Here is a 504-nt window from a genome sequence, read left to right on the forward strand (position 1 = left end):
GGCTGACGGACGGTCTGGCTGCCGGAAAGGCAGAGCCCCAGACCATCATGGTTGATGCGACCTATCTCAAGGCACACCGTACGGCTTCGAGCCTGCGGTTAAAAAAGGGGATCCAGGCCGCCTAATCGGACGGACAAAAGGTGGCATGAATACGAAGCTGCATGCGATCACCAATCAGAACAGACGACCGTTGAGCTTTTTTATGATTGCGGGGCAGATCAGTGATTATACCGGTGCTGCTGCTCTGCTGGACAGCCTTCCTATGGCACAGTGGATGCTGGCGGACCGGGGTTATGATGCTGACTGGTTTCGGGATGCCCTGGAGGAAAAAGGGATCAGGCCCTGCATTCCAGGACGGAGATCCCGCGGCAAGCCAGCCAAATACGACAAGCGAAAATATAAGTGTCGCAACACGCTACGACAGATGCCCGAATGTCTTCTTCTCAGCCATCTGCCTCGCTGCAACTGCAACCGTCATGTTCTGGCTATGAGTCCTGAGCCTAG

Annotated in this window: 1 pseudogene; it reads left to right on the forward strand. The window is 55.4% G+C overall.

Going from position 1 to position 504, the window contains the following annotated elements:
* Window positions 1–491, forward strand: a pseudogene (locus GSP01_RS14660) (IS5 family transposase); the annotation flags it as partial.
* Window positions 492–504: the final 13 nt, after the last annotated feature.

It is taken from the genome of Gluconobacter sphaericus NBRC 12467 (genome assembly GCF_006539125.1).
Taxonomy (GTDB): Bacteria; Pseudomonadota; Alphaproteobacteria; order Acetobacterales; family Acetobacteraceae; genus Gluconobacter; species Gluconobacter sphaericus.